This window comes from Pseudomonas sp. RG1 (assembly GCF_025910115.1).
GTDB classification, from domain to species: domain Bacteria; phylum Pseudomonadota; class Gammaproteobacteria; order Pseudomonadales; family Pseudomonadaceae; genus Aquipseudomonas; species Aquipseudomonas atacamensis.
Genome location: NZ_JAPCIK010000006.1, coordinates 95,117 through 118,709, shown reverse-complemented (window position 1 = coordinate 118,709; position 23,593 = coordinate 95,117). Strand labels below are relative to the sequence as shown.

Annotated in this window: 20 protein-coding genes; 9 read left to right on the top strand and 11 right to left on the bottom strand. The window is 61.0% G+C overall.

Annotated elements, in window-relative coordinates; all coding sequences use genetic code 11:
* The first annotated feature begins 58 nt into the window (after positions 1-58).
* Positions 59-1,354 (top strand): hypothetical protein, encoded by a 1,296-nt coding sequence (locus OK411_RS05635; RefSeq protein ID WP_217879357.1) that lies wholly within the window; start codon positions 59-61, stop codon positions 1,352-1,354.
* 45 nt (positions 1,355-1,399) lie between these two features.
* Here OK411_RS05635 and OK411_RS05630 read toward each other — a convergent pair whose 3' ends face one another.
* The 4 genes from OK411_RS05630 to OK411_RS05615 all read right to left on the bottom strand — a co-directional run bounded on the left by OK411_RS05630 (position 1,400) and on the right by OK411_RS05615 (position 6,298).
* Positions 1,400-2,266 carry an HlyD family secretion protein gene (locus tag OK411_RS05630; protein WP_125927504.1) on the bottom strand — a complete coding sequence of 289 codons (867 nt, stop codon included), beginning with the start codon at positions 2,264-2,266 and terminating at the stop codon, positions 1,400-1,402.
* 10 nt (positions 2,267-2,276) lie between these two features.
* Positions 2,277-2,477, bottom strand: a complete 201-nt coding sequence (locus tag OK411_RS05625; RefSeq protein WP_016771611.1) for a DUF1656 domain-containing protein — start codon at positions 2,475-2,477, stop codon at positions 2,277-2,279.
* Positions 2,467-4,659 (bottom strand): FUSC family protein, encoded by a 2,193-nt coding sequence (locus OK411_RS05620; protein ID WP_217879356.1) that lies wholly within the window; start codon positions 4,657-4,659, stop codon positions 2,467-2,469. The genes OK411_RS05625 and OK411_RS05620 overlap by 11 nt, the downstream gene beginning before the upstream one ends.
* 139 nt (positions 4,660-4,798) lie before the next feature.
* Positions 4,799-6,298 (bottom strand): efflux transporter outer membrane subunit, encoded by a 1,500-nt coding sequence (locus OK411_RS05615; RefSeq protein WP_264364555.1) that lies wholly within the window; start codon positions 6,296-6,298, stop codon positions 4,799-4,801.
* Between the two features lie 275 nt (positions 6,299-6,573).
* Between OK411_RS05615 and OK411_RS05610 the strand changes: the two genes are divergently transcribed.
* The 4 genes from OK411_RS05610 to OK411_RS05595 all read left to right on the top strand — a co-directional run bounded on the left by OK411_RS05610 (position 6,574) and on the right by OK411_RS05595 (position 10,578).
* Positions 6,574-7,542 (top strand): LysR family transcriptional regulator, encoded by a 969-nt coding sequence (locus tag OK411_RS05610; RefSeq protein ID WP_024011667.1) that lies wholly within the window; start codon positions 6,574-6,576, stop codon positions 7,540-7,542.
* Between the two features lie 413 nt (positions 7,543-7,955).
* Positions 7,956-8,330 carry a DUF6124 family protein gene (locus tag OK411_RS05605; RefSeq protein WP_130902812.1) on the top strand — a complete coding sequence of 125 codons (375 nt, stop codon included), beginning with the start codon at positions 7,956-7,958 and terminating at the stop codon, positions 8,328-8,330.
* A 624-nt stretch (positions 8,331-8,954) separates the two neighbouring features.
* Entirely contained in the window at positions 8,955-9,929 is a 975-nt protein-coding gene (locus OK411_RS05600) for a 2-hydroxyacid dehydrogenase (RefSeq protein WP_122610794.1), read from the top strand.
* 139 nt (positions 9,930-10,068) lie between these two features.
* Positions 10,069-10,578, top strand: a complete 510-nt coding sequence (locus tag OK411_RS05595; RefSeq protein ID WP_016771617.1) for a DUF2165 domain-containing protein — start codon at positions 10,069-10,071, stop codon at positions 10,576-10,578.
* Positions 10,579-10,596: 18 nt separating this feature from the next.
* Here OK411_RS05595 and OK411_RS05590 read toward each other — a convergent pair whose 3' ends face one another.
* On the bottom strand, positions 10,597-11,499 hold the full coding sequence (locus OK411_RS05590) for a DMT family transporter (protein WP_125917981.1): 903 nt from the start codon (positions 11,497-11,499) through the stop codon (positions 10,597-10,599).
* A 140-nt stretch (positions 11,500-11,639) separates the two neighbouring features.
* On the opposite strand from OK411_RS05590, the gene OK411_RS05585 reads away from it, so the two are divergent.
* Positions 11,640-12,515, top strand: a complete 876-nt coding sequence (locus tag OK411_RS05585) for a helix-turn-helix domain-containing protein (RefSeq protein WP_264364554.1) — start codon at positions 11,640-11,642, stop codon at positions 12,513-12,515.
* Between the two features lie 337 nt (positions 12,516-12,852).
* On the opposite strand, the gene OK411_RS05580 is transcribed toward OK411_RS05585, so the two are convergent.
* The 6 genes from OK411_RS05580 to OK411_RS05555 form a co-directional block, all read right to left on the bottom strand.
* Positions 12,853-15,282: a TonB-dependent siderophore receptor gene (locus tag OK411_RS05580; RefSeq protein ID WP_264364553.1), complete on the bottom strand. Its 2,430-nt coding sequence runs from the start codon at positions 15,280-15,282 to the stop codon at positions 12,853-12,855.
* Between the two features lie 212 nt (positions 15,283-15,494).
* A complete protein-coding gene (locus tag OK411_RS05575; protein ID WP_136491977.1) occupies positions 15,495-16,484 on the bottom strand; it encodes a FecR family protein in 990 nt (329 codons plus the stop codon).
* Positions 16,481-17,047 carry an RNA polymerase sigma factor gene (locus tag OK411_RS05570; RefSeq protein WP_016771621.1) on the bottom strand — a complete coding sequence of 189 codons (567 nt, stop codon included), beginning with the start codon at positions 17,045-17,047 and terminating at the stop codon, positions 16,481-16,483. Before OK411_RS05570 ends, OK411_RS05575 begins: the two co-directional genes overlap by 4 nt.
* A 1-nt stretch (position 17,048) precedes the next feature.
* Positions 17,049-17,375, bottom strand: a complete 327-nt coding sequence (locus OK411_RS05565) for a DUF3325 domain-containing protein (protein WP_122610800.1) — start codon at positions 17,373-17,375, stop codon at positions 17,049-17,051.
* The gene (locus OK411_RS05560) at positions 17,375-18,958 is read right to left on the bottom strand and encodes a PepSY-associated TM helix domain-containing protein (RefSeq protein WP_264364552.1); all 1,584 of its coding nucleotides are present in this window, start codon (positions 18,956-18,958) and stop codon (positions 17,375-17,377) included. The genes OK411_RS05565 and OK411_RS05560 overlap by 1 nt, the downstream gene beginning before the upstream one ends.
* Positions 18,955-19,260: a DUF3649 domain-containing protein gene (locus tag OK411_RS05555; RefSeq protein ID WP_041479671.1), complete on the bottom strand. Its 306-nt coding sequence runs from the start codon at positions 19,258-19,260 to the stop codon at positions 18,955-18,957. Before OK411_RS05555 ends, OK411_RS05560 begins: the two co-directional genes overlap by 4 nt.
* Positions 19,261-19,406: 146 nt before the next feature.
* Here OK411_RS05555 and OK411_RS05550 point away from each other — a divergent pair, with 146 nt between their 5' ends.
* From OK411_RS05550 to fecA, 3 genes are all read left to right on the top strand, one after another.
* The gene (locus OK411_RS05550; protein ID WP_225914418.1) at positions 19,407-19,937 is read left to right on the top strand and encodes a sigma-70 family RNA polymerase sigma factor; all 531 of its coding nucleotides are present in this window, start codon (positions 19,407-19,409) and stop codon (positions 19,935-19,937) included.
* Positions 19,934-20,866, top strand: a complete 933-nt coding sequence (locus tag OK411_RS05545) for a DUF4880 domain-containing protein (RefSeq protein WP_264364551.1) — start codon at positions 19,934-19,936, stop codon at positions 20,864-20,866. Before OK411_RS05550 ends, OK411_RS05545 begins: the two co-directional genes overlap by 4 nt.
* 88 nt (positions 20,867-20,954) lie before the next feature.
* The gene (gene fecA / locus OK411_RS05540; RefSeq protein ID WP_264364550.1) at positions 20,955-23,288 is read left to right on the top strand and encodes a TonB-dependent Fe(3+) dicitrate receptor FecA; all 2,334 of its coding nucleotides are present in this window, start codon (positions 20,955-20,957) and stop codon (positions 23,286-23,288) included.
* Positions 23,289-23,593 lie beyond the last annotated feature (305 nt).

The following is a 23,593-nucleotide window of genomic DNA, read 5'->3' as shown; positions in this document are numbered from 1 at the left end:
AGGCTGTGTTAAAGCCCGGCGAGTAATCCGACCTCACGACAACCGCGCAGGGACGTATATGACAACCGCTAAGAAGGCCACGAACATCAGGGCCACAATCGACGCTACATGGGGAAGCGGTGAAGGCAAACTTCAACTTGACGATATATTTCAGGACGACCCGGCGAAGTCCCGGCCCCTCACCGGATCGACGCTGCTGCGCGATAAATCGTTGCTGGTTACCAGTACCTTCGACAATAGCTCCTTCTTCATTTCCAAGCTGAACCACTTGGGTGCCGTAGACCTGGCGTTCGGTGTCGAAGGGCGTGTCATGGGTTCGTTCCTGGCCAATGAGCAGGCCTCTGGCGGGCCTATTGCAGAAGGTGCCGATGGGCGGCTGTTCATGGCGGGCAGCACAACCAATGGGAAGTCGAGCGAGGTTAGCCCCGCGATTCTCTGCCTCGACAGCAAAGGCAATCGAGTGAGCAGCTTTGGCGACAATGGCCAAGTCATCATCGATCCCCCAAACACACAACGGCTTACGAAAAAAGGCCCGGCATTCGTGTTCGCGTTACCCGATGGCAGCATTATTGTCGGCGTTGATTACCACACGCCTGACGTGCTCAGGGCGCACCTGTACAAATTCGATGCGCAGGGAGCACCCGTAAAGGCATTCGGCACAGATGGCCGAGTTGAAATAAAGCACAGGCTGCGGCATGCATCGACGTCACTCAGCGACGGTTGCGTGCTCGACAATGGACTGTTGTTATTTGCAGGCTACGAAAAATACGAGCCCGACGTGAACACGGACGGTCTCGTCGTGATGTTGAATTCAGACAGTGGCGCGCCCCATGAGAATTTCGGTCACCCGGAAAGACCCGGGATTCTGGTAGTCCGGTACAACTCCAGGGGTGCCGAACTCAATACTGTGAGACAGCGAGCCCCCAATAGGTTCACGGCATCCGGCTACACCAACATGGGCAACGCCTTGAGTGACCGATACGGCATGTTGATCGCCTTCGATGAAGAAGGTAAGCCCGATTTCGACGTTTTCGGCAGTCCGAATATCATGCCGCTTCCAGCAGATCTCGGCAGCGACAGGCGAGTCAACTGGGCGGACCATGTTCCTTTCGCTGATAACATCGTAGTTTCTGGTGGAGACGAGAAGGGCAATTATATTGCCTGTGTTAAAGCACGCAGCGGTGGCTACAACTCCGATTTTTCAGACGCGGGTGGCGTCATCCCTCGCGAGGAGACCACCGACTCTCTCTCCAGGCTTCATTATCAGCAGGACCCTGGAAAATTGATTGTTGCCCTCAACATCAACCCAGAAAATCCTCTGGGTTGTCTGTATCGCTACAACATTTCCCAGTAGCTGGAAGCATAACCGCGTCGCCCGGTCCAGGGGCGACTCGGTCGATCAATTGCCTGCCATGTCCTGCTTCACCACCACCGTGCAAGTAATCCCCGCCGCCAGCAACACCCCCGCCGGCACCTCATCAATGTGAATCCTTACCGGCACCCGCTGCGCCAGGCGCACCCAGTTGAACGTCGGGTTCACATCGGCGATCAGCTCGCGGCTTTCCGGGTTGTCGCGGTCGTAGATGCCGCGGGAAATGCTTTCGACATGGCCCTTGAGCACCTCGCCGCTCATCAACTGCATATCGGCTTTGTCACCCACTTTGACGTGCGGCAGTTTGGTCTCTTCGAAAAATCCGTAAACCCAGAACGAGTTCATGTCGACCACGGCCATTTTCGCCTCGCCGATGCGCGCGTAGTCGCCGCGATGCACATTGAGGTTGGTCACGTAGCCGTCCACCGCCGCACGCACTTCGGTGCGTTTGAGATTGAGTTCAGCGGCTTCCAGTTGCGCCTGGGCGTGTTGGTAATCGGCCAGCGCAGCGTCGGCGATGTTGCTGGCGTCGTCGCGGTTCTCTTTGGAGATCACCAGATTGTCGAGGTCGGCGCGGCGGTGGGCGTTGACCTTGCGCATTTCCCAGGTCGACTTGCGCGAGGCGACCAACGACTGCGCCTGCTTGACCGCGATGCGATAGTGCTCGGGGTCGATGCGCATCAGCAGATCGCCCTTCTTCACCAACTGGTTGTCACGCACCGGCACTTCGACCACTTCGCCGGTGACGTCGGCGGCGACGTTGATGATGTCGGCACGCACGCGACCATCGCGGGTCCACGGCGTGTTCATGTAGTGCTCCCACAACGTGCGGCCGATCCACAGCGCCAGGGCCAACACCAGCAGGGTCGCGAGCAGGCTGAAAAACTTTTTCATCAAGATGTTCTCAACGGTAGACAGTCAGCGCCATGGCGCCGAACAGACAGGTAAACAGGCTTAGACGCAGCAGCGCCGGGTGCCAGAAAAAACGGTACAGGTCGAACCCCGAGAGGAAGCGGTCAACTGCCCAGGCCAGTCCCGCAGCGATGAAAAACATCAGGGTCATGGTCGGCATGTACACGCCGTGGAAGGCGATTTCACGAGGCATGGGCAAGTCCTTCGGGCCTGGCAGAAGCGAATTCGGCGAGGGGTGATTGCGGGTCGAGCAGCGAGGTGCGGATGAAGTGCAGGTAGCTTTTCACCCGGCGCAACGCCGAGGTATCGAAGTGCGGCGCGAACGGCTCGTCGGTGGCGGCGACGCGGCTGATCGCGTGATCGACCGCCACGAGTGCGCGTTCGAGATTGCTCGCGTTCGCCTGCAAAAACAGGCGCACCAACGCGCGCCCCATCACGCGGATTGCCTGGCGCCACGGCTGCGATTCGGCATACGCCGGGTGCACCGGCAGGATCGCCTGTTCCTTGCGCAATTCGATGATCGCGTGGCCGACTTCGAGCACCACGAACATCCAGCGCAGCAGGCTTTTTTGCACTTTCGGTTGCCCTGCCGCGAGGCCATAGGCCTGATGCAGCAGATCGCGGGTGCGGCTCTCGAAACGCGAGGCCAGACCCTTGAGTTTGCCGCTGATCGCGTAGACCACTTGCCCACGCAAGTCCTGCTCCAGGCGCTGCCACAGCCAGCGACTGTTCGGCGGCAGAATGATCGCCCCCGCAGCCGCACACACGAGCATGCCCATGACCATGGCGATGTAGTCGTTGATGAAGGTGTAGGGGTTGTAAATCGTGAGATTGTCCGGCACTGAACCGGTGCTGAAAAAGATCAACAACCCGAGGCCGACACCGGCGTATTGCGGTCGTGAAGCGAGGAACGAACCGAGCACGATCACCGGCGCGAGCATCACACAGAGCAAGGGGAAACCGTCGATCAGCGGGAAGATGAAAAACATCTCGACGAAGCCGATCAGTGCGCCGAGAAACGTGCCGCAGGCCATTTGAAAGGCCATGCGTTTGGGGTTCGGTGTGGCGGCGGAAAGGCCGACGGTGGCGGCGGCGATCAGGGTCATGGTCGCCCCGCTCGGCCACGCGGTGGCGACCCAATAACTGCCCAACACAATCAGGATGAACGAGGCACGAATTCCCGACGCGGCTGCGGCCCACCAGTTGGTTTGCGGGGTGAACGGCTCGTCCCAGCGCTCGCGTTCGTGGCGGTGCTCGGCCAGGGACGCATGGGTCTGCGCATAGCTGTGCAGGTCATCGACGAAGCGGTAGAGCAATTCGTAGGCGGTGTGGAAATCCAGTTGTTCGGCTTCGCTCGGAGCAGTGTCCTGAAAGATCCCGCGCAGGGTTCTGACACGTGCCGGCAGACCTTCCTTATAGGTGGCCAACGCGGTCGCCAAACGGGCCGCATCGGGGCTGGTCAGGGCGCGACCGCTGAAGCCGTCGAGCACTTCGGCGAGGTCCTGCAAGCCCGGTTTGATCGCCGCCACGACATGCTCTTCGCCATTGCCGCGCAGGCGTTCAAGCAACTGATGCAAGGCGTTGAAGCGCGTGGTGATGCCCATGAACTCGCTGTTCAAACGACTCAGACGACCGTTGCGCCGGCGCATGTGCGGGTCTTCGAACACGGTCACACTGCGCAGCCCTTCCAGGCCGACGGCTTCGGCAATGAAGCGCACGTTGCTGGCTTCGAACGCCTCGGCTTTGCTGCGCCCGCGCAAGCCATCGGTGACGAACAAGGCGAACACACCGAAGCGCTGATACAAGGCATTGCGCATCGCCGCGCTGGCGGTCTGCGGCAGAATCGCCGCGCTGATCAGCGTCGAACAGAGAATCCCCAGCGAGATCTCCAGCACCCGCCACACCGCCGCCATAAAGGCGCCGTCCGGGTGCGCCAGCGCGGGCAGACCGACCATCGCTGCGGTGTAACCGGCGAGAACAAAACCGTAGGCGCGAAAATTGCGGCAACGCGCGGCACCGGCCGAGCAGATGCCGACCCAGATCGCCAGCGAGCCGAGAAACAGCTCCGTGTTCTGCGCGAACAAAGCGATCAGCGTGACCATCATCGCCGACCCGGCCAGCGTGCCGAGCAAGCGATAGAAACTTTTGGCGAACACCTGACCGCTTTGCGGCTGCATGACGATAAATACTGTGATCATCGCCGTACGCGGTTGCGGTAGTTCCAGCCGCATCGCCAGCCACAGGGTGAGAAACGCGGCGAGCAACACCTTGAAGATATACACCCAGGTCACGCCATCGCTGCGTGCCCAGTCGAAAAAACCGCGACGCCATTCCAGGGAGTGGAGCCAGCGTAGAGGGGCGGGCAAGGAGGTCATTGAAAATACTCAGGCATGCAATGCGGACTCGAAACCTGTGGGAGCGAGCCTGCTCGCGAAAGCAGCGTGTCAGGCAACATGTTCATTGACTGATACGCCCTCTTCGCGAGCAGGCTCGCTCCCACAATGGATGCTGTGTTCAACGCAGCAGCGCCGGGGTTTTCGGGGCTTGGGTCTGCTCGGCTGTCGGTACGTCATCACCCGCACCGAGGCCACCCCCCAAGGCAGTCACCAGCTCGGCATGCGCACTCAACCGCGCCGCCTGGACCTGCTGCTGCACTTGCTGCTGTTTGAACAGCAAGGTCTGCGCATTCAGCACATTGAGGTAATCGGTGAGGCCACGTTGATAGGCGATCATCGCGATGTCGTAAGTCTTCTGCGCGGCAGCCACGGATTCGGCGGCGAAGTCCTGCTGCTTGTCCATCGATTCGCGACGGATCAACTGATCGGAAATGTTCTTCAGCGCGTTGATCAGGGTCTGGTTGTAGTGCGCCACGGAGATGTCATAACCGGCCGCCGCTTCGCCCAATTCGCCACGCAGTCGACCGCCGTCGAAGATCGGCAACGAGATCGCCGGGCCGACGTTGTAGTTGAGTTTCTTGCCGGTCAGAAACTCCAGCGCGCCGCCGCCAGTGGCCATGTAGCCGAGGCTGCCGACCAGATCGACGTTGGGGTAGAAACCGCCGTGGGCGACATCGATGCCGCGCGCCTGCGCCGCCACTTGCCAGCGACTGGCGACCACGTCCGGACGCTGGCCGAGCAGTTCGGCGGGCAATGCCGAGGGCAACTTCAACGGCGCCGCGAGGGACAGCGTCGGCCGTTGCAGTTGCGCCGCCGCGCCCGGCCCTTTGCCGGCCAGCGCAGCAATCTGGTTGCGGCTCAGGGCGATTTCCTCGTCCAGCGCATCGAGTTGGCGATGAGTCTCCGGCAGCGGTGTTTCGGCCTGACTGACTTCGAAATGCGTGCCGATGCCACCGCTCAAACGCTTCTGCGCCAGATCGAGAATCTGCTGTTGCTGTTTGAGCATTGCGGCAACGATGTCGCGCTGGGCGTAATGCAGCGACAGCTCGATGTAGGCGCGGACGATGTTGTTCTGCAATTCCAGCTGCGCCAGGCGCGCCTCGGCCACGCTCACATGGGCCAGATCCACCGCGCGTTCACTGGCATTGCGCTCGCGGCCCCAGAGGTCGAGGGCATAACTGAAGCCGAGCGCGGCGTTGTTGTCCCATGTGGTGGTGTTGGCCAGATCGCCGGGGCCGTAGAACTGATCGGTCGGCCAGTTGTGGCGCTTAAGGGTCGACTCGCCATTGATCTGCAACGCCTCGGCCGCTTCGGCAACACCGGCCATGGCCTTGGCCTGACGCACCCGCGCAGCGGCCATGGCCATGCTCGGGCTGCCTTGCACGGCGAGGTCGATCCAGCGATCAAGTTGCGCGTCACCAAACGCCTGCCACCATTGGGCGCTGGGCCAGTGGGCGTCTTTGGCGGCCTCGGCAATGGCAGCGTCGGTGGCCAGTGAATCGGCCGCGAGTGCCTCGCCGTGAGGGGCAATGCCTTGGGTAGAGATGCAGCCGCCGAGAGCCAGGGTTAAAGCCAGAACACTGAGCGGCAAAAGCGCTCTGTTGATGCGACGCGGCACAGCTGCGAATTCCTGAGAGAGGGATAGATCGAGGACCGTGCAGGAGCTGCCGCAGGCTGCGATTTTTGATCTTGCTTCCCTTAAAACAAAATCAAAAGACCGCAGCCTTCGGCAGCGCCGGCACAGGATCGGCGCAATTCTATGGAGCTGCCTCTGCGGCGATAAGCTGGGATTTCTGTGAATCTTTGTTACGGTTAACGAGATAATCCCTTGGTCGGGGGTCTCAGCCCCTGAAACTTCGTGTCACAATTTGCCATCTCCCTTGAGAGCACCCCATGGACACTTTGCAAAACATGCGCGCCTTCAGTTGTGTTGCCGAAGCGGGCAGCTTCACCGCCGCCGCCGTGCAACTGGACACCACCACCGCCAACGTCTCGCGCGCGGTCTCCAACCTCGAAGCCCATCTGCAAACACGTCTGCTTAATCGCACAACCCGGCGCATCGCCCTGACCGAAGCCGGCAAACGCTACCTGCTGCGCTGCGAACAGATCCTCGCCTACGTCGAAGAAGCCGAAGCGGAAGCCAGCGACGCCCACGCACGCCCGGCCGGCCAGCTGAAAGTGCACACCATGACCGGCATCGGTCAGCACTTCGTCATCGACGCCATCGCCCGCTACCGCAAGACCCACCCCGACGTGACCTTCGACCTGACCCTGGCCAACCGCGTGCCGGACCTGCTCGACGAGGGCTACGACGTGTCCATCGTGCTGGCCAGCGAACTGCCCGATTCCGGCTTCGTTTCGCAACGCCTGGGCATCACCTACAGCATCGTCTGCGCCTCGCCGGCGTACGTAAAAGCCAACGGCGCCGCGCAGAAACCCAGCGACCTGCTCAACCACGCCTGCCTGCGCCTGGTCAGCCCGGTGATCCCCCTGGAGAAATGGGCCTTCGATGGCCCGGACGGCCAGGAAACGGTCACCATCAACAGCTCACCATTCCTGGTGAACTCCGCCGACGCCATGAAAACCGCCATCACCAGCGGCATGGGCGTCGGCGTGCTGCCGGTCTACGCCGCCATCGAAGGCCTGCGCAACGGCACTCTGGTGCGCGTGATGCCCAACTACCGCTCGCAGGAACTCAACCTCTACGCGATCTATCCGTCGCGGCAGTACCTGGATGCCAAGATCAAGACGTGGGTGGAATATTTGCGCGGATCGTTGCCGGAGATATTGGCGGCGCATCAGGCGGAACTGGTTGCGTATGAGTTGAGCGGGAGCCTGGCTGGCGCGCGCGTCGCCACCTGACTTTAAACACCGCTGACTTCGTGTAGGAGCTGACGAGTGCAACGAGGCTGCGATCTTTTGATCTTGCTGTTTAAAAATCAACGGATCGCAGCCTACGGCAGCTCCTACATCGCGGTGTTTACGGGGAAGTTTCCGACAGGTTTTGCAGGTTGTCCGTCGGAAGTGCGCTGGCTAGGATTTGGCGGTTGCTGACGAATCAGCAACCGGGTCTGGAAAACCCGCAGGATCACAGCGCATGACATAATGCCGCGCTCTTTCAGCGCCGGTATTCAGTTATGGCGGCTGTACGTGGGAGACCTTCGGGTCTGCCGGGTTTGATCCTTTGCCGGTTTTTCCAGTCCGCGTACAGCTGCCACCCCTTTCGCCTGGAAAACGAAAAATGGCAGCTCCATTAATCCAAAAGGATCTTTGCCATGTTCAAACCCACACCCAATCCCCCCGAATCCGCAAGCACCTCACCCTACCAATCCCCGGACTCGACGAAACTCCACGACGCCGCCGAGCGCGCGCTGGATCACTACCTCAAACCGGCCACCACCGCGCAGCAAAGCCACAAACCCAGCACCATGTTCCAGGTCGCCCCGGACCAGGACAACGAAAGCCTGCTGGCCCACGCCTGCGAATCCCTCGCCTCGGCGAGCATCATGAGCAGCGACATCGCCGCCCACGTCGACAGCCCACAGCGGCACACCATACTGGCCATCCAGCAGGTGATCATGCTGGCGGAACTGGCGGTGAACCGGGTGCTGGATAACTATGAAATCCATCAGCCCCAGACACACAATTGAACCTCTGTGGGAGCGAGCCTGCTCGCGAAGGCTTCAGCACATTCAACATTCGGGTGTCAGATAAACCGCTTTCGCGAGCAGGCTCGCTCCCACAATTAGATCGAATACAGCCTCAAGAAACAGGTCGGCTGTCAGGCCGCCATCGCGAGCAGGCTCACTCCTACAAAAGCAAAGGCAAAGCAGCGCAGCTGCCCGCGGCGAAGCCGCCCCACTCAACAATGAGCGCAAGCTCGAGTGCTTTTGATCTTGATCGACCGGCGACGTCGGAAGGCTGAGCGGAGGGATTGATCCGGGGGTGGGAGCGCAGCGACCGTCTGGCGCAGCCAGACACAGCGGAAGGAGGTGCAGCGAAGCAAACCGTAGCCGCTGCGCCCGGATCGATCCCGGAGCGAAGGGACCCGAGCCTGCGAGGGCCGAACGTAGGAGCTAGCGTTTTTTGCTTACTTTTTTAGGCGCTTGTAAAAAAGTAAGTCGCCGTCAGGCGAAACCGCCAGCCGCCGCACCGAAACCTTCGGATATTCACACCAGACAAACCAAGGCATGGTCGGCCCAGAGGCCGCCAAGACAACCCGAGCGAGAAAATGTTAGCGTGCTTGCAATCAAGCCCCGACGAGCCCAAGCCCAATGAAAAAAACAGTCCTAGCCTTCAGCCGCATCACCCCGCCCATGATCGAACGCCTGCAAGAAGAATTCGACGTCATCGTCCCCAACCCCAAGACCGGTGACATCAACGCCCAGTTCAACGAAGCCCTGCCCCACGCCCACGGCCTCATCGGCGTCGGCCGCAAACTCGGCCGCGCACAACTGGAAACCGCGACAAAACTCGAAGTGGTTTCGAGCGTCTCGGTCGGCTACGACAACTACGACCTCGACTACTTCAACGAACGCGGGATCATGCTCACCAACACCCCCGACGTGCTCACCGAAAGCACCGCCGACCTCGCTTTCGCCCTGATCATGAGCAGCGCCCGCCGCGTCGCCGAACTCGACGCCTGGACCAAGGCCGGCCAATGGCAGGCCAGCGTCGGCGCCCCGCTGTTCGGCACTGATGTGCACGGCAAGACCCTCGGCATCGTCGGCATGGGCAACATCGGCGCCGCTGTCGCCCGGCGCGGACGCTTCGGCTTCAACATGCCGATCATCTATAGCGGCAACAGCCGCAAGACCGAACTGGAACAAGAACTCGGCGCACAGTTCCGCAGCCTCGATGAGCTGCTGGCCGAAGCTGATTTTGTCTGCCTGGTAGTGCCACTGAGCGACAAGACCCGTCACCTGATCAGCCATCGCGAACTGGCGCTGATGAAGCCGAGCGCGATCCTGGTCAACATCTCGCGCGGCCCGGTGGTCGACGAACCGGCACTGATCGAAGCCCTGCAAAACAACCGCATCCGTGGCGCCGGGCTGGACGTCTATGAAAAAGAACCGCTGGCCGAATCGCCGCTGTTCCAGTTGAAAAACGCCGTGACCCTGCCGCACATCGGCTCGGCCACCACCGAGACCCGTGAAGCCATGGCCAACCGCGCACTGGCCAACCTGCGCAGCGCCCTGCTCGGCGAACGGCCGCAGGATCTGGTCAACCCGCAAGTCTGGCGCGGCTGAAAAAAAGGCCGGCGCAACATTGCGCCGGCCTTCACCTTACATAACTTGCAACCGAACAAAAACGCCGGACCCAGCAACAGCAATATAAGCTCTCGCAACTTATCAACTTATTGATTAATTGCCATGGAGAGCCAATCCCGTGAACACCTTGACCACCGACAAACTCATTCGTTACAGCAAAGTCATCTTGATGGCTTATATAAGTTTCTTTGGCTTGCTGGTGATGATTCATAACTTCACCGACTACGAGTCCAACTACACTTACGTTGCACATATCCTGAGCATGGACACCACCAACGCCAGTGAAAACATCATGTACCGCGCGATCGATTCGCCGATGATCCATCACCGGATCTACTGGTTCATCATCACCATGGAAGTCACCTATACCGTGCTTTGCCTGATCGGTACTTACCAGTTGTATCGCTACATCGATGCATCGCCAGCGGCATTCCATGAAGCCAAGAAGTTTTCGATCATGGGCATATTGGTCGCCATTTTCATTTATTACGTTTGTCTACAAACTGTAGGTGTCGAGTGGTTCGACATGGACACTTCGCTATCATGGAATGCCAAGGACTGGGCAAGGCATATTGTCGACTTCATCTTCCCGGTGATGATCTACATCACTTTGAAAGTTGAGCGCTGAAACCCAGCGCTCGCTTTATCAAGCCAACTTCCCTTGACCCGCAGACAACCGCACTTTCGGTTTACGAAACACCAGCACGTTGCCCAGCATCACCAACACCAGCCCGACCAGCGCCGGTGCGGTCCATTGATAACCTTCGGCAAACGCCGACACGTTCAGGGCCACCACCGGGAACAGCACCGTGCAGTAAGCCGCCCGCTCCGGGCCCATGCGCCCGACCAGCGTGAGGTACGCGGTGAAGCCGATCACCGAGCCGGGAATCACCAGATACAACAGTGCCCCGACGTAACGCGGCGACCAATCCATGTCGAAGGGTATGCCCTTGATCAGACACCACACCGTCAGCATCGCCGCGCCGTAGGCCATGCCCCAGGCGTTGGTGGTCAGCGGTCGCAATCCCGCTTTCTGTTGCAGACTCGAGAGCATATTGCCGGCGGAAAAACACAAGGTGCCGCATAACGCCAATCCAAGGCCGAGCAGGGTTTGCGGGCTGGCCTGATGCCCGGCCAGTTCCGGCCAGAACAACAGCCCCAGACCCGACAGCCCCAACGCACCGCCGAGCAACACATTGCGCGCAATGCGCTGGCCGAAAAACACCCGCGCATTCAGCGCGTTCCACAACGTCGCCGTAGAAAACACCACCGCCACCAGACCGCTGGGAATCCACTGACTGGCGGTCAGAAAACACATGAAGTTCACGCAGAACAGACAGAGCCCTTGGGCCACGCAGATCAAATGGCCTCGGCGGTTCATCGGTTGCAGGCGCCGGCTGAGCAGCAACAACGCAAACAACACGAACGCGGCGAGGCCGAAGCGATAGACAATCGACACCGGAATTTCGACTACGCCCAATTGCCATTTCAAGGCAATCCAGGTGGTGCCCCAGATCAGCACGGTCAGCAGGTACAACGACAGGTTCATGGCCAACACTCCTTAAACAGGCCTTGAGTGTCTGCCCCGGCCATCATTCGGCGCTTGCACAATCTTGCGCTTTTGTCTGGCGGCAGGCTGGCAGGGCGGCGTCTACGGAGTAGGATGCAAGGCGTTGGAGAGAACCGAACATGGCCGCTATCGATAACCTGCAAGTCTTTCAAGCCCTCAACCGCTCGCCGAATGCACGCCTTGTGCACAGCGCCGAGCTCGGTGACGGCATGTCTGCGGCCTTGTGGACCAACCACCACGATGCCCAGGAGTACGAAGCGCCAAGTCATCACACGCTGTCGTGCTACGTCGCCGGCGGCACCGGCACATTCCGTCGTGGCCAGCCGGGCCGCAAGGGCGGGCCGGACAAGCTGTGCATCCTGCCGGCCGATCATGAATCGGGCTGGGTGATCAATGGCGATATCCGTCTGGCGCACCTGTATTTCAGCGCCGAACAATTCGCCCTCGGTTGCGTCACTTTGCTCGATCGCGAACCGCGCGAGATGCAATTACGCGAGCAGACCTTTCTCGAAGATCCGCAGCAGGCGCAGCGCTTCCGGCAATTGCTGAATCTGAACTGGCAAGAGCCGGCCGAGCGCTTGCTGACCAGCAGCCTCGCCCATGAATTGATCAGCCACACCTTGCTCAGCCAGGTCGGTGCGCGCCAGGGCTTGCGCCTCAAGGGCGGGCTGGCGTCGCACCAGCGCCGACAACTGGTGGAGTTCATCGACAACCAGTTGGCCGAGCCGATCAGCCTCGGGCAACTGGCCGGGCTGTGTGCGCTGTCGGAATATCACTTTGCGCGGATGTTCCGCGTCAGCTTCGGGCTACCGCCGCACCAGTACGTGCTGGCGCGGCGCTTGAGCCGGGCGCGGGAATTGTTGCGCGGCACGGCGCTGCCGCTGGGCGAGATCGCGCTGGCGTGCGGGTTTGCCAGTGCGAGCCATTTTACTAATCGGTTCAGGCAGGTTTTGGGTGGGACGCCGGGCGAGTATCGGCAGGCTTTTTTGCGTTGAGCCCTCTTCCCCTCACCCCAGCCCTCTCCCAGAGGGAGAGGGGGCCGACCGAGGTGTCTCGCACTGTACGTCGACCTGAAACACCGAATCGATTATAGATTCAAAGCAACACGTTCAAGTCGGTGTACCTCTGGAATATCCCACGGTCAGTCCCCTCTCCCTCCGGGAGAGGGAGAGGGGGCCGACCGAGGTGTCTTGCGGTGTACATCGACCTGAAAAATCGCATCGATTATGGATTCCAAGCATTACTTTCAGGTCGGTGCATCTCTCGAATATCCCACGGTCAGTCCCCTCTCCCTCCGGGAGAGGGCCAGGGTGAGGGGCTTTTGATCTTGCCTCAAAACTCCAGAGTGCTGGAAAGCGAAACCTGCCGCGAATCCCCCATCGACACAAAGAAGCGGCTCGCCGAAGAGGTGTAATAAGTGCGATCAAACAGGTTCTTCACGTTCAACTGAAACTTGACCTTCTGCCCCTCAACCGTCGTGTCGTAAGTGGCAAACGCATCCGCCACGGTATAGCTCGGCAGGTCAAAATCATTCACCGCGTTGCCGGCACGCTCGCCGACATAACGCGCGCCCGCCCCGACACGCAACTGATCGCCGCCAAACACATTGCCGAAGTCATACACCGCCGACAGCGAGCCGGAATTTTTCGCTACGTTTTGCAGGCGCTTGCCTTTGTATTCCGGGTCTTCGGTGACTTCGGCATCGGTGTAGGCGTAGCTGCCGATCAGGTTCCAGTGCTCGCTGAGCTGCCCGCTCAGGTCAACTTCCAACCCGCGTGAACGCACCTCGCCTGCCGCACTGTAAATCGTTGTCGGGCCTTCGGAATTGGCCACCAGTACGTTGCGTTTCTTGATGTCGAACAACGCGATATTGCCGGTGATGCTGCCGGGCATATCCAGCCGCGCACCCAGCTCCCACGACTTGGCTTCTTCCGGCGCGATGCTGCCGTCGAGCACGGTACTGCTGCCGCTCAGCGGGGCGATGGTCGAGTTGGGTTTGAACGATTCGGTGTAGCTGCCGTAGAACGACAGCGCGTCGGTGTAGCGATAAACAAGACCGGCGCGCGGTACCCACTTCTGGCCATTGCTGTCGGTATTGGCCTTGAACGGCACGCCTTTGCCGGCGTACTGGTCGTACTCCTGAAAACGCCCGCCAGCGACGAGAATCCACTGCTCGTTGAGGTGAATCGAATCCTGCAGGAACAGCGAATCGCTGCGCAGCTTATCGGTCTGCGCACTGTCGGGCGCACTCACCGTAGTGCCCATCACTTCGCGACCATAGACCGGGTTGAGATAGCTGAACGTGGTCAGGCTTTTCTGCCGGATCAGATCCTCGCGGTAGATCTTGCGGTATTCATCATCAACGCCGAACACCAGATCATGCTGCATGCCCAGCACATTCACTTTGCCTTCGAGGCTGGCGGTGGTGAAACGATCGGTGCTGATCGCATTCTGCGTGCCGTCCATGCTCCGCGTCAGTGTGCCTTTGTTGGTGTCGATCGCCGTCACGCGCACTTGGCTGGCGTCGTAGGTTTCACGGTTCCAGCTGTAGCCGAAGTGGGCTTTCCAGTCGTCGTTGAGTTCATGGTCGGCTTCGAAATGGTACAGATCCGAGCGCCCTTCCATGTCGTTGAACGGCTCATCGAGACGCTGCTTGCGCGAGATATCCAGCGGATGGTTGGTGCGCGGATCGATCAAGGTGCCACGGTCGAATGGCGTGAGAAATTCGCGGTGCTCGTAGGCGAACAGCAGCTTGGTGCGCTCGCCGTACCAGGCCAGCGACGGTGCGATCAGCGTCTCGCGATGGGTGCCGAAGTTGCGCCAGTAATCTTCGTCTTCATGATCGACGACCATGCGATAGGCGAAGCCGGAATCGCCCAGCGCCCCGGTGCTGTCGAAGGCGCCGCCGCTGCCGTTCTTGCCGTCACCGTAGGTCGAACCGCGCACGGTCACGGCGTTGTACTGGGTCAGTTCCGGCTTCTTGCTGACCAGGTTGACCACACCACCCGGATCCTGAATCCCGTAGAGCAACGAGGCCGGGCCCTTGAGCACTTCGACGCGATCCACGGTCGCGTTCATGCCACGGCCCTGCACCAGCGGCATGCCGTCGCGCATGATCGAGCCGTTGCGGTTGTCACCGAAACCGCGAGTCATCACCGAGTCCTGGGTACTGCCCAAGGTGTTGCCCTGGGTGATGCCGCTGACATTGGCCAGCGCGTCGTCTAGATTGCGCGGCGCCTGATCGCGAATGACCTGCGCCGGGATGACATTGACCGTCTGCGGAATTTCTTGCAGCGACGCCGATGAGCGCATCACCGAACTGGTTTCCGGTGGCTGATAACTCATCGATTCGTCGCGCGTGGACGTGATGGTGGTGGCGCCGAGATTGAGCGCGCCTGCGGTCGGCATCGGCTCAAGCGCCAGGGTATGACTGTCGGTGCGGCGAAAGCTCAGGCCGGAGTTGCCGAGCAACCGTTGCAAGGCCTGCTCGGCGCTCATCTGGCCGTTGACTGCCGGAGCATTGAGGCCGTAAGGCGCTTCGTCGGTGTAGACCACGCTCTGCCCGGTCACACGGCTGAAGTCGCTCAGGGCCTGCGGCAATGGTTTGGCGGCGAGGGCAAAATTGAATTGCTGTTGCGCCTGATTGCTCACCGCTTCTGTCGCCAGCGCGATACTCATCGGCAGCAATGCCAACGCGGAAAAACTCAGCGCCGACATGCCCAACCACTGTTTGACCGAACCGGATTTTGCCCTGGACTTCATTGCTCAATGACCTGTGTAGAACCGCAACGGATGCGAATGGCTCGCAGTTTCAGTCACTACACGGATGGGGCTCGAGGTTACCTCACCTTTAATTTGAAAATATTTTGCGGGGGATTTGTTGCCTGGGCTGACGCCTTCGCGAGCAGGCTCGCTCCCACCTTTGGAATGCGTTCCCTGTGGGAGCGAGCCTGCTCGCGAAGAGGCCGGCAGCCTCAGCGCAAAATAATCAGCTGCCCCAACACCCGATGCTGCTCAAACCCCAACACGCCCTGCAACGAATTGAGCACCGCCTGCGGGTCCTTGCTCGGAAAGCTGCCGCTGACCTTACGCGCCGCCAGCTCATCGTTGAGCAGCACAATCCGCCCCGGGTAATAGCGGCGCAGATCCTCCACCACATCGGCCAGCGTGGTCTTGTAGTAAGTCAGCCAACCCTGACGCCAGGCCAGTTGCGCTTCACTGTCTACGGCATGAAGTTTTTCGGCTGTGCCGTCGGCGTAGGCAACTTGCTGGCCGGCCGTGAGAATCTGCTGTTTACCATGCTCATCCGCCGTCACCGCGACACGCCCGGACAATACCGTCACTTGCGCGCCATGAGGTTGCCGGCGCACTTCGAACTGGGTGCCGAGCACCCGCGCTTCGCCCTGCTCCGCCGCCACCACAAACGGGTCGCCGGTGTGGCTGACGCTGAAGAAAGCAGCACCTCTGATCAATTTCACGCGGCGCTGACCGTGACTGAAATCCACGGCAATCGCGCTATCGGCATCCAGCGTCACTTGCGATTGATCGGCCAAGGTCACCGTACGAATTTCGCCAGGCGTGGAGACATGATCGGCGCGCAGATCGTCGAGCCAGCGCTGCGCCTGCCACCCCGTGCCGAGGCTGATCATCAACAGCAGACACGCGGCCAGCGCCAGCGCGCCCGACCAACGCAACATCGGCGAGCGACGCGGGGCGTCCATCGCCTGCAGATAACCTTGCAGCGCGAGCGCATCTTCATCGGCCAGCGTACGCGCCGGGCTTTCGCTGAGTTCCCAGATCACCTGCGCCTGCGCATACGCTTGGGCATGGGCGGGGTCGGCGCGCAGCCATTGGCTGAAGGTCAGTTGATCGCCAGTGCTCGGGCTGTCATGCAACAGGCTCAGCCAGGCCAGCGCGGCCTGTTCCTGGGCCGGCGTCGGTGTGATCGGATCGGATGGCTTCACGGTGCTTTCCCTGGCAGGCGTGGCGCGGGGTCGCGCAGGCTGGCCTTGCAGGCCTCGAGGGCGCGCATCATATGTTTTTCCACGGCACTTTGGGACAGGCCCATGGCCTTGGCGATCTCGGCGTACTTGCGCCCGTGAATGCGATTTAGCAGAAAGATTTGCCGCGTGCGTTCGGGCAAGGCGCGCAATGCTGCTTCGACGTGGCGCAGATCATTGCCGGCTTCGAGGGCGGCCTGGGGTTCGCTGCCATGGCTGTCGGGTTCGTCCGGCTGCCAGCCTTCATTGACTCGCGTGCGCGTGCCTTCGCTGCGCAGATGGTCGATGGCGATGTTGCCGGCGCAGCGCAGCAGATAAGTGCTGAGCTCTTCGACCTGCACCAGCGGCCGCCGCCAGAAGCGCAAAAACAGATCCTGGACCAGATCCGCCGCGGTCGCCCGACAACCGACGCGGCGATTCACCAGCGCCTCCATTTGCGCACGCTGGGACAGAAACACCTGAAGAAAATGCGCACGCGCGCCACGCGCTTCATCGTCACGCGATTCCGGTGGCAGACCGATCAGCACTTCAGCACTGCGCCCAGGCGGCGACCGGGCTCGCCAGCAGGCTCAAGCCGGCCAGTGCCATGGCCAGACGCGGGCGATACGGCAGCAACAGCACTAATGCCAAAGCGCTGAGCATCAGCACCGCGAACCAGTCGACCAGACCGAAACTCCAACCACTGGCCGCGACCGCCGCCCACAGCGAAAGCGCCAGCAACAGCCATCCCGCCAACGCCAGACCCTGACGGCGGCGCGTCGACGGTTTGGCGCCGAGCAATTCGGCGTGATGACGCGGCATCGACAGGCACAATGCTGTGAAGCCGGCGTAGGTGAGCAACAGGGCCAGCAGCATCAGTTGGCACCCTGTTCGACAGTGATCGAGCGAGGCGAAGAGCTTGCTTTGCGAACGCTGACGCGGTCCCCCGCACGCTGCATCTTGCGCGCAGCCCAGCCAAGAAAGAGCCCCGTTGCCAGACACGTCAGATCAAACCCGGCCAGTGCCCAGTCGCGCTGCATCAGGCTGGCGCCAAGATTCCACGGTGTGGTCAGCGCATTGATCAGCGGCACCGCGATAAACAGTGCTGCGCCGAGCGTCAGCTGTTCGATCCACGCCTTGCGCCCCGGACGCAACACCGCGTGCACCATGCTCAGGCCCCAGGCAATAAAGAACGCATTCACTTCCCAGTCGGCCCGCCCCGCCAGACTCACCGGCAACAATCGATTGGCCAGAAAGAACACCGCCACCGCCGACAACAGCCCGGCCATGCTGGCGATATTCAGCACCTCGACCAGACGCAATTCGAACGGCATCGCCGCACTTTTAGCGTGCTTGAGCTGCCGCTTGCCGAGCCAGATCACCAGCCCGGTGCCGATCATTGCCGTGCCAGCCAGTCCGCAGATGAAATACAGCCAGCGCAACAGCGGCCCGGCGAAATGGCCCATGTGCAAACCGTAAAACGCGCCACCCACCGCCATCGCCATGGGCTGATCGGGGGTGCTGCTCAGAAGCTGCCCGGTGACGCCGTTGAAGGTCACCGCCCGGCCGAAATCATGCACCACCCGATCGCCCGCGCGGGACAGCACCACCGTGGCGCTGGCATCGCCCGGATTGCTCACCGACAGCCGCGCGGTGTGGCCGCCCGCCCACTGCTCGCTGGCTTTGGCAAGTAGCGGCGCCATGGCGGTCAACGGCGCGGGGATAGCGGCGCGCTCGGGTGTCTTCGAGGCAGGAAAGACTTCGTCATAGAACTTGCGCACGTCGCTGCCGTAAGAGGCGACGATGCTGGCTGGCATGACCATCGACATGAAAATCACCAGGCTGCTGTAGGTGATCATCAAGTGAAACGGCAGCACCAGCACACCCACCGCGTTATGCCCGTCGAGCCAGGAACGCTGGCCCTTGCGCGGGCGGAAGGTAAAGAAGTCCTTGAAGATTTTCTTGTGGGTGATGATGCCGCTGATCAACGCGACGAACATCACCATTGCGGCGATGGTCGCCAGCCAGCGCCCCCACGGGTAAGGCATCTGCAACTGGAAGTGGAAACGGTAAAAGAACTCGCCGCCCATGCTTTCGCGGCCCTGCACCTCGGCCCCGGTCTGAGCGTCGAGAGTTCGGGATTCGAAGCGGCCGCGCTCGCCGGGTTTGCCCGGCGCCTGCTGCCAGCGCACCTTCAGACCGGGGTCGCGGGCATCGGGCAAATCGATCAGCCAGCGCGAGGCACCGGTGGCGTGTTGTTGCAGATAATCTTGCGCCAGCGCCAGGCTCGCTTCGCTATCAAGCGAATGTGCAGCGATTTCCGGCTGCATCCAGTGGCTGATTTCATCTTTGAAATAAGCGAGCGTACCGGTGAGAAAAATCGCGAACAGCAACCAGCCGAACACCAGCCCGGCCCAGGTGTGCAGCCAGGCCATCGCCTGCCGGAAGCCCTCTTTCATGCCAGCCCCAGACCGCGCGCAGCACCGGAAACGGTGGCGAGAATCACGCTCGGCACCAACAGGCCGACCCACGCCGACCACGCGCTGCGGCAGGCAAAGCACCAGAGCACTGCGACCAGATAGACCAGAAAGGACACGGTCATGCCAGTGACCACCGCTTCGGCGCGGTTCAGCGGCAGCCACAACGTCAGGGTGACACTGGCCAGCGCCGCGACCAGATAGCCGCCGAAAATCGCCGCCAGCACTCGCGAAGTGACGGCCAGACGATAGGACATGGGAAGGGTGGCGAGTTTGCCTTTCATGTTTCGACCCTGAAACGAAAAACGTTCGGCCGACAAGCCGAATCTACAGGCGAGCAATATTAATGATAAATATTCTCATACGCAAAAGCATCTGATTGCCGGACACTGTCGCCAGCCTCTACAATGCGAACCGTTCTTGTTCTCTAATGCACGTTCTCTACGCAAATTTTGCGTCCGGAGTCATTTCGTTGCCGCCCGCCCATCTCGTCGAATCGCTCTACCATGCTCATCACAGCTGGCTCACTGGCTGGTTGCGGCGCAAGCTCGGCTGCCCGGACAGCGCGGCGGATCTGGCTCAGGACACGTTCATCAAGGTGCTGACCGCCCGCGAGCCACCGATGATCATCGAACCGCGCGCCTTTCTCACCACCTTGGCCAAGCGCGTGCTGTTCAATCATTACCGGCGCCAGGATGTGGAACGCGCCTACCTCGAGACACTGGCGCAGATGCCTGAGATGGTCGCGCCATCGGAAGAGCACAAAGCGATCATCCTGCAGACGTTGATCGAACTCGATGAGCTGCTCGACGGCTTGCCGCGCCAGGTCAAACGCGCCTTTCTGCTCGCGCAGGTCGATGGTCTGACTTATCCACAGATCGCCGCAGAACTGGGCATCTCGGTGGCCACGGTCAAACGCCATTTGAACAAAGCGGCCATGCGCTGCTATTTCGCTTTATGAATCGCACCCCGGACTTCTCCGCGCAGGTCGCCGAACAGGCGGTGCACTGGCTGCTGGAAATGCAGCAGGGCACGCTGACCCCGCGCCAGCAACAGGCCTGGCAACAATGGCTGGATGCACACAGCGAACATCGCCGGGCGTGGGAACACATGCAGCGGGTCAATCAGCGTCTGCGTGGTGTTTCCTCGCCGTTGGCCCACGCCGCGCTGAACGGGCCGAAGTCGAGCAGTCGCCGTCAGGCGCTGAAACTGTTGCTGATTCTCGGTGCCGGCTCAGCGGCGACCTGGGGCCTGCGCGAGCACACGCCGTTGCCGTCGCTGCTCGCCGATTACCGCACGCCGGTGGGCCAGCGGCGCAAGATCGGCCTGGGCGGTGCCGATTCGTTACAGCTCAATACCGCCAGCTCGGTTGATGTTGATGGTGCGCAGCGGTTGATTCGTCTGCTCGGGGGCGAAATGCTGTTGAGCGCTGCAAATCCGTTCGAGATACGCACGGCACACGGCGTGCTGAAAAGCCAAGGTGCGCGCCTCAATGTGCGGCAGTTTGTTGATCACACGCAGATCGCGCTGTTTGAAGGACGAGTCGAACTCATAGCCAGCCATCGCGCGCCCCTGCTGCTGCCGGTTGCGCGGCAGTTGAGTTTTACTGCCAGCTCCGTCAGCGCGGCCAAACCACTGGACGCCAATAGCGGTGCGTGGACTGACGGCATGCTGGTCGCCGCCCATATGCGCCTCGGCGATTTCCTCGAAGAGCTTGGCCGCTACCGGCGCGGGCAGCTGCGGTGCGACAGCCAGGTCGCCGATCTGCTGATTTCCGGGACGTATCCACTGGATGACAGTGAGCGGATTCTTGACCTGTTGCAGATCAGTCTGCCGGTCAGAGTGAAGCGCTTTACCCGTTATTGGGTGAGCATCGAAGCGCGGGTGTAAAAAAACGCCAAAACCATGAGCCGTTTTTCAGATCTGGCGTGACAGAGAAGGAAAGCCCCCTTGATTCCACCTTCTCAGGATCATCCACATGCAGCCCACCCGCCTTACCCCACTGGCCCGCAGCCTGCGCAATCTTCTGCTCGGCGCCAGCCTGAGTTTCACCGCCCTGCCCGCTGCGCTGGGCGCCGAGACCAAGGTTTATCACATCGCCCCGACGTCGCTGGAAACCGCGCTGAACCAGTTTGGCCGGGAAGCCGGCGTGCTGATTTCCTTTGGCTCGCAAGTCACCAGCGGTGTGCAGAGCCGGGGTCTGGAGGGCAATTACACGACGCAACAAGGCCTCGATGCCCTGCTCGAAGGCACCGGCCTGCAAGCCCGCGCCGAAGGCGACAATGCCTTCAGCCTGCAACCGCTGGCTGACGCGGCGCTGGAGCTGGGCACCTCGACCGTAGTCGGCGACTGGCTCGGCGATGCGGCGCAGATCAATGTCTTCGAACACCCCGGCGCGCGTGATGTGATCCGCCGCGAAGAATTCGAACGCCAAGGCGCGACCCAGGCCCGCGATGTGCTCAACCGCATCCCCGGTGTGAACGCGCCGGAGAACAACGGCACCGGCAGCCACGACATGGCGCTGAACTTCGGCATTCGTGGTTTGAATCCACGCCTGGCCGCGCGCTCGACAGTATTGATGGATGGCATCCCGGTGCCGTTCGCGCCGTATGGTCAGCCGCAGTTGTCGTTCGCGCCGATCAGCATGGGCAACATGGATGCGGTGGACGTGGTGCGCGGCGGCGGCGCGGTGCGTTATGGCCCGCAGAACGTCGGCGGCGTGGTCAACTTCGTGACCCGGGCGATTCCCGACGAGCCAACGGTCAAGGGTGGTTTCCAGACTGAAACCAGCCCATCGTCGAGCCACGACGGCTTCAAGACCAGCGCCAATCTGCTGGCCGGCGGTACCAACGCCAACGGCCTCGGTGGTGCGCTGTTGTACTCCGGCACCCGTGGCGGTGACTGGCGCGAACACAGCGATACCGAGATCGACGACCTGATCCTCAAGGGCAAATATCAGCTCGACGAGGCCAACAGCTTCAACGCCATGGCCCAGTATTACGAAGGCAAGGCCGACATGCCCGGCGGTCTCACCGTCGCCGATTACGATGCCGATCCGTATCAATCGACGCGGCCGAAAGACCAGTTCTGGGGCCGCCGGACGATGTTCAACTTCGGCTATCGCTATCAGGAAGATCGCCGCGAATTCACCGCCAACACCTTCTTCACCAAAACCCTGCGCAGCGGTTATCTGGATCAGGGCACATTCCTTTCGTTGTCGCCCCGCGAATATTGGGTACGTGGTCTGGAAACCCGTTTCGCCCAAGGTTTCGACCTCGGCCCGAGCAGCCACGAAGTCGGCGTCGGCTACCGCTACATCAATGAGGCCGGCCACGAACTGCGTTATCGCACGCCGATCAGCGCCAACGAATACCCGACCACCAGCAGCCGCAACGACCGCGACACTCGCGGTGGTACCGAGGCCAACGCATTCTTCGTCGATGACCGCATCGACATCGGCAAATGGACCATCACTCCGGGCGTGCGCTACGAGATGATCGAGTCGCAACAGACCAACAACCTGACCAACGTCAAATACAAGGGCGACTACAACACCGCGCTGCCGGCGCTGAACGTGCTATATCACCTCACCGACAGCTGGAACCTGTATGCCAACACCGAAGGCTCGTTCGGCAGCGTGCAATACAGCCAGATGCCCAACCGCGTGAGCAGCGGCGAAGTGAAACCGGAAAAGGCCCGCACCTGGGAACTCGGCACGCGCTACGACAACGGTGCCCTGCGCGCGGAGATCGGCGCATTCCTGATCAACTTCGACAACCAGTACGAAAGCAACCAGACCAACGACTCGGTGATCGCTCGCGGCGAAACCCGCCATCAGGGCATCGAGACCAGCGTCAATTACGCGCTCGACGACTTGAGCCCGGCGCTGGCCGGTTTCGATGTCTACGCCAGTTATGCCTATGTCGACGCCACCATCCGCGAGGACGGGCCGAACAAAGGCAACCGCGTGCCGTTTTCCTCCAAGCACAAAGGCACGATTGGCGTCGGTTATACCGAAGGGCCATGGAAGCTGAATCTGGACAGCAGCTTCCAGAGCGACCAGTTCGCCGACAACGCCAACACTTCGAGGGAAAGCGCCGATGGCAGCACCGGCAAGATCCCCGGCTACATGCTGTTCAGCAGCCGCGCCGGGTATGACTTCGGACCGCAACTGTCGGATTTGAATGTGGCGGTGGGCGTGAAGAACATCTTCAACACGCAGTACTTCACACGCTCGTTCGATGACAACAACAAGGGCAAGTACGTGGGTGAGCCGCGGACGGTTTATGTGCAGACTTCGGTGGCGTTCTGACCGCAGCCCATTGAAGATCAAAAGCCCCTCACCCTAACCCTCTCCCAGAGGGAGAGGGGACTGACCGAGGTGTATTTACGATTTACGCTCGCCTGCAATATCGAGCCGAACGCTGGACTTGAAAACAACCGGAATCGGCCCCCTCTCCCAGAGGGTGAGGGACTGACCGAGGTGTATTTACGATTTACGCTCGCCTGCAATATCGAGCCGAACGCTGGACTTGAAAACAACCGGAATCGGCCGCCTCTCCCAGAGGGTGAGGGACTGACCGAGGTGTATTTACGATTTACGCTCGCCTGCAATAT

What these genes read in the sequence shown, in the direction of transcription:
- OK411_RS05625 (WP_016771611.1), bottom strand. Translation starts at nt 2,477, where the DNA reads ATGCCTCGTGAAATCGCCTTCCACGGCGTGTACATGCCGACCATGACC.
- OK411_RS05635 (WP_217879357.1), top strand. Translation starts at nt 59, where the DNA reads ATGACAACCGCTAAGAAGGCCACGAACATCAGGGCCACAATCGACGCT.
- OK411_RS05545 (WP_264364551.1), top strand. Translation starts at nt 19,934, where the DNA reads ATGAATCGCACCCCGGACTTCTCCGCGCAGGTCGCCGAACAGGCGGTG.
- OK411_RS05585 (WP_264364554.1), top strand. Translation starts at nt 11,640, where the DNA reads ATGGCCGCTATCGATAACCTGCAAGTCTTTCAAGCCCTCAACCGCTCG.
- OK411_RS05565 (WP_122610800.1), bottom strand. Translation starts at nt 17,375, where the DNA reads ATGCTGCTGGCCCTGTTGCTCACCTACGCCGGCTTCACAGCATTGTGC.
- OK411_RS05610 (WP_024011667.1), top strand. Translation starts at nt 6,574, where the DNA reads ATGGACACTTTGCAAAACATGCGCGCCTTCAGTTGTGTTGCCGAAGCG.
- OK411_RS05550 (WP_225914418.1), top strand. Translation starts at nt 19,407, where the DNA reads ATGCACGTTCTCTACGCAAATTTTGCGTCCGGAGTCATTTCGTTGCCG.
- OK411_RS05630 (WP_125927504.1), bottom strand. Translation starts at nt 2,266, where the DNA reads ATGAAAAAGTTTTTCAGCCTGCTCGCGACCCTGCTGGTGTTGGCCCTG.
- OK411_RS05580 (WP_264364553.1), bottom strand. Translation starts at nt 15,282, where the DNA reads ATGAAGTCCAGGGCAAAATCCGGTTCGGTCAAACAGTGGTTGGGCATG.
- OK411_RS05560 (WP_264364552.1), bottom strand. Translation starts at nt 18,958, where the DNA reads ATGAAAGAGGGCTTCCGGCAGGCGATGGCCTGGCTGCACACCTGGGCC.
- OK411_RS05555 (WP_041479671.1), bottom strand. Translation starts at nt 19,260, where the DNA reads ATGAAAGGCAAACTCGCCACCCTTCCCATGTCCTATCGTCTGGCCGTC.
- OK411_RS05590 (WP_125917981.1), bottom strand. Translation starts at nt 11,499, where the DNA reads ATGAACCTGTCGTTGTACCTGCTGACCGTGCTGATCTGGGGCACCACC.
- OK411_RS05605 (WP_130902812.1), top strand. Translation starts at nt 7,956, where the DNA reads ATGTTCAAACCCACACCCAATCCCCCCGAATCCGCAAGCACCTCACCC.
- OK411_RS05620 (WP_217879356.1), bottom strand. Translation starts at nt 4,659, where the DNA reads ATGACCTCCTTGCCCGCCCCTCTACGCTGGCTCCACTCCCTGGAATGG.
- fecA (WP_264364550.1), top strand. Translation starts at nt 20,955, where the DNA reads ATGCAGCCCACCCGCCTTACCCCACTGGCCCGCAGCCTGCGCAATCTT.
- OK411_RS05600 (WP_122610794.1), top strand. Translation starts at nt 8,955, where the DNA reads ATGAAAAAAACAGTCCTAGCCTTCAGCCGCATCACCCCGCCCATGATC.